The organism is Acinetobacter sp. MF4642, from assembly GCF_002018925.1.
Taxonomy (GTDB): domain Bacteria; phylum Pseudomonadota; class Gammaproteobacteria; order Pseudomonadales; family Moraxellaceae; genus Acinetobacter; species Acinetobacter johnsonii.
This window is the reverse complement of sequence record NZ_MVON01000058.1, coordinates 1-4104: the sequence shown is the minus strand read 5'-3', so window position 1 is coordinate 4104 and position 4104 is coordinate 1. Positions and strand designations below refer to the sequence as shown.

Below are 4104 nucleotides of genomic sequence, written 5' to 3'. Positions count from 1 at the left end.
GATAATCTTTTTCAGATTCAATCAATAATTGAACCGCTCTTTCTCTGATTTCAGGGGTATATTTTAATTTTGTCATCGGGATAGTCTCTCAGAATATTGACTCTCCGACAAACCCGGTACGGTTCAACTTATTTTTGGCTGTTGGCCAACCTCATATTTTAGTTCAGCAATAATTTTTTCGATTTCAGATTGAAGGATACGTCTGTTACGTGATTTTGGTTTTTTAGGTTTCTTTAATCCGAAAAATGGATTCTCTTTTAATAAAAATAATTCTTTTTGAGCGAATGTGAATACCGCGCTGTAGAGAGAGATTTCTTTGAGCACAGTGCCATCAGATACTTCAGATTGTCTTTTTTACGCCAGTGCGTTAGATCCTGTGCAGTAATTTCAGTAATGTCTTTTGCAGCTAATCCAGCAAACCTTTTTTCAAATGAATCCAGCTGCTCCCGAATATACTTTTTTGATTTAGCATCCCTTCCATGTGATTTGTAATACATATTGAATAAATCATGAAAAGTCGTGACAGTCTTTTTCTTGGCTTCTATTTCTTCTTTAGATGTTGAGTTTGAATCAATGAGCTTATTCATTGCCCAATGTAAACATTCCTGCTCGGTGTCTCTTGTGCAATACTCTCTTTTGCCATGGACCATAATTGATACAGACCAGTTACTTCCACGCTGCCTAGGCTTGGGTAATTTCATACTTGCTCACCATGTTTGTAAAGTTATGTAAAAAATGAGCACAACGTTTTATTTAAAGCGTTCTGACCCGATTTTTGACACAAATCCTGACACAATGATGACACAAAACGAGCTTTATTTGCGATATTTAATACAGCAAGTAAAGCAAGCGCTGCACCAAGCAGGCATTAAAAAAGGCCTATAAGCTACTGTTTTCGCTTATAAACCTTTGATAAATATATGGTAGGTATATCCAGACTCGAACTGGAGACCTCTACGATGTCAAGATGAAGTCAAAACCCGATATAAGCCTTTAGAATATAACAATTTCATTGCTTATTTTTGAGCGTATTTTAGTCACTTTCTTACCAAACTAGACCCAATAAAATCAATAATTTAGAGCATCATTTCTCTACAACTTTTTTGGGCTTTTGCATCAAATTGCTCATAGGTATTTTGTCTTAAAAGTTGGCTTGCAGTCTTCGAACATTAGATATAAAAAACCGCCCTTTCAGGCGGTCATTTTCACTTCAATAAGTTGTACCTTTGGTGCGGAAAGGTCTTTATCTCGAACATATGTTGGTAGTCATAAGCTGGCAATTCTACATTGTACTTTTTACATAGATCCGATATGGCATAGGTCATATAAAACTTATTGTCATGCAACATAGATATCAGTAATGGATAGAGTTTATGTTAATTATTTTGAATATAAGACCATTATGCCTCCAATAACGAGCCATAAAATGCCAAAAATCCATTTTATGTTAGAGATATATAACCATGATTTATAATTTTTAAAGAAATTTTCTACTTTTCTATCTGAGATAGATGAAAATAAAATTGGAGGATTCGGGAAAATAGCTTCTCGTTTCAGTATTACTCTTTCCCGTAAAAAACCAATTTGTATGACGAGCGGTAAAAAACTTAAAACCATATAGTTACCCAAGTCAATTTTCTTAAAATAATTTTCATTATCAAAGGCTAATTTACATATTTTTGATAAATTTCTTTTGATATAACTCCGCTCAATCAACATAGCTATAAAATAAAGTAGTAAGAGCAAAATGGTTGATATATGCCCAAAATGATAAAAAAAGTTTTCGCTGTCATTCATAATATTCATTTACCTGATCTGCTACATACGTTCCCGAGGTCTCCCCAATAGATTTTCCTACTTCCCCGCCTACGTAGCCTCCTATTCCAACGGCTAATCCAATAACTACTAATCCTATACCACCAGTACCTACTCCAATTATTAAACCGACTACCGCACCAGCAGCATATCCTCCCAATGATGCTCCACCGGCACTACCTGCAATCTTTAAAGGTTCTACAATTGAAGCTTTTCTGAGTTCATCATTGTCACCTGACTCATATGCTTTATGAATAGTTAATCCCGCTTCTACGGCATCCATCCCTAAAAAAAGCCAGCCACCTGCTTTGACGGTTTTACTAACTTTTCCTGCATCATTAATATTATTTAGATATCCATCTAAACCGCCTTTATAGTTTTGTCCACGAACAAATGCTGTTTGGTGTAAGTGGCGACGAAGATTCGGAGTTTTTATACCTGTATCGAAATGAAAAATCCTACGAGAATAAGCATTGTCAAAATCTTTAAATAGTTTCTCATTTGCTCTTTTAAATTCAGCGAATTTTTTAGGGTTAGCTAATCTACTATTCTTCGCTCTTTCTACATTCAATTGATTAAGAATTGCACCGTAGTTTTTTAGTACTCGCTCTTTAGACGAATCTGCTAAATTAAAAGCACCATCTAAAGTGGATTTTATTGCTGATCCATTTATGTTATCTGCATATTTCTCAGTGAAGTCCATATCTTCTTCAGCTAATTTTGTTAAACCAGCGTAAGGATCATGAAGTGCATCAAAGAAAAACTCATAATATTCGGCGAAAAATTCAGCATCAAATTTAGGATCTTTAGTAAGGGTATCTAACTTTTTTTGAGCCTCTTTAGCTTGCTGCTTATACTTATCTAATCTTTTACCCTTAGTTACGTTTGATAGAATTACTACTTGCCCTGGATTTAAATATCTCATTGAAGCAAGAGTCCCTAAATGAGTATTATTCTTTTGAAGAATTTCCCAGTCTGATGGTGTTAAAGGGGCTTTAAAAACTTTACCTACTAGTTCTAATACAGTCTGTTTACTTTTCACCAAATACCATGCTGCTTCATCATCCTTGATATACACATCTTGAATATTTTCAGTAGCTTTTTTAGTTAATGCTTTAGTTAACTTTATTTTAAATAAGCTCCAATTATTCTTACCAGGATATGGCTTGGCCGAAATCGTTTGGATTACCTCTCCACGAAGATAAATCTCATAAGTCAAGGTCGTATTTAAATTGTAAATTTCATACAATTTTGTAAACCCTTTATCATCAAAATTACCTAAATCTGATAAAGTGATCTTCTTACTCTGATTATTTTTAACAATAAACTTGTATTTCAGGTCTTTTAGCTTTAGTGGACTATCAACTTTTAGCTCTAATTTAGAATAATGCATATTCTTGTCCTAATTTTCTGATGTTCCACCATCTTCGGCTTCTTCAATTTCAGTATTTAACACTCTTGTAACAATAGTTTTTTGTGTTGATGTAGTTTTTAATTTCATAAGTCCATCTTTGTTTGTTACACCTTTTTGAACATTTCCATCTTCATCGATTAATAAATATGGCTTATTACCCAATACTTCATTATCTTGATTTTTAACAAGATACTGCAAAATATAAGGGTTCTCTTTATCAGGTAGATATGGGACATCATAATCAACATCTGCCCCACTTTTGAATAAATGTTGGCCTGCTTTGGCTTCAAACTTTGCAGGCGTAATAATTTTAATACCATCCTTATTGAGGATAATTTGAGAACCACCAGCCATAGGTTTACCTATTTTTTTTCAATTGTAATAAATAATCCAAAATTGGATTAATATAAAAATATAATGATTCAGTGCCTCAGACTAAAAATGACATTCATTGTAGCCATCCAATTAAATGATAGCATCGTTATTACAGCAGACAATAAACATATTGTAATCAATGACATTAGTGAAAGCTGTGAGAAAATAGAAAAGACGGCAAAAATCCATTCTTGGAATGATGGGGTTATCACAGGTACAGGTGAAAGTTGTGTCATTCACAGAACAATTGAGTTATTTAAAAAGTTAGCACTATCAGATATCACGAAACTTCCCCAATGCCTCGATATATCTAGACAATTTAGAGAGCTAGAAATTGGGAAAAGTTATGAACCGTACCGGGTTTGTCGGAGGCTTTTTATTTAAGTTAGGCCACCTGACCTAACGGGTTAATCTTATCATAGTACATTGCTTCAAACTCAAAAGGCGATACATAACCCAGTGCACTGTGTACACGCTTTTTATTGAACCAATATACCCAG

6 protein-coding genes are annotated in these 4104 nt (G+C 34.0%); 1 reads left to right on the top strand and 5 read right to left on the bottom strand.

All coding sequences use genetic code 11. The annotated features are described in order from the left end of the window. Nucleotides 1–257: 257 nt before the first annotated feature. The 4 genes from MF4642_RS16175 to MF4642_RS16160 all read right to left on the bottom strand — a co-directional run bounded on the left by MF4642_RS16175 (nucleotide 258) and on the right by MF4642_RS16160 (nucleotide 3583). The gene (locus tag MF4642_RS16175) at nucleotides 258–701 is read right to left on the bottom strand and encodes a hypothetical protein (RefSeq protein ID WP_078426847.1); all 444 of its coding nucleotides are present in this window, start codon (nucleotides 699–701) and stop codon (nucleotides 258–260) included. A 679-nt stretch (nucleotides 702–1380) separates the two neighbouring features. Next, nucleotides 1381–1806 (bottom strand): hypothetical protein, encoded by a 426-nt coding sequence (locus tag MF4642_RS16170; protein WP_078426846.1) that lies wholly within the window; start codon nucleotides 1804–1806, stop codon nucleotides 1381–1383. After that, entirely contained in the window at nucleotides 1790–3208 is a 1419-nt protein-coding gene (locus MF4642_RS16165) for a hypothetical protein (protein WP_078426845.1), read from the bottom strand. Before MF4642_RS16165 ends, MF4642_RS16170 begins: the two co-directional genes overlap by 17 nt. A gap of 9 nt (nucleotides 3209–3217) precedes the next feature. After that, nucleotides 3218–3583, bottom strand: a complete 366-nt coding sequence (locus MF4642_RS16160; protein ID WP_078426844.1) for a hypothetical protein — start codon at nucleotides 3581–3583, stop codon at nucleotides 3218–3220. Nucleotides 3584–3670: 87 nt separating this feature from the next. Between MF4642_RS16160 and MF4642_RS16155 the strand changes: the two genes are divergently transcribed. Next, nucleotides 3671–3988, top strand: coding sequence for a hypothetical protein (locus MF4642_RS16155; protein WP_153041804.1), 318 nt, complete (start codon nucleotides 3671–3673; stop codon nucleotides 3986–3988). 1 nt (nucleotide 3989) lies between these two features. Here MF4642_RS16155 and MF4642_RS17440 read toward each other — a convergent pair. After that, nucleotides 3990–4104, bottom strand: a 115-nt coding sequence (locus MF4642_RS17440) for an IS3 family transposase (protein ID WP_413772799.1), incomplete at its 5' end; no start/stop codon positions are given.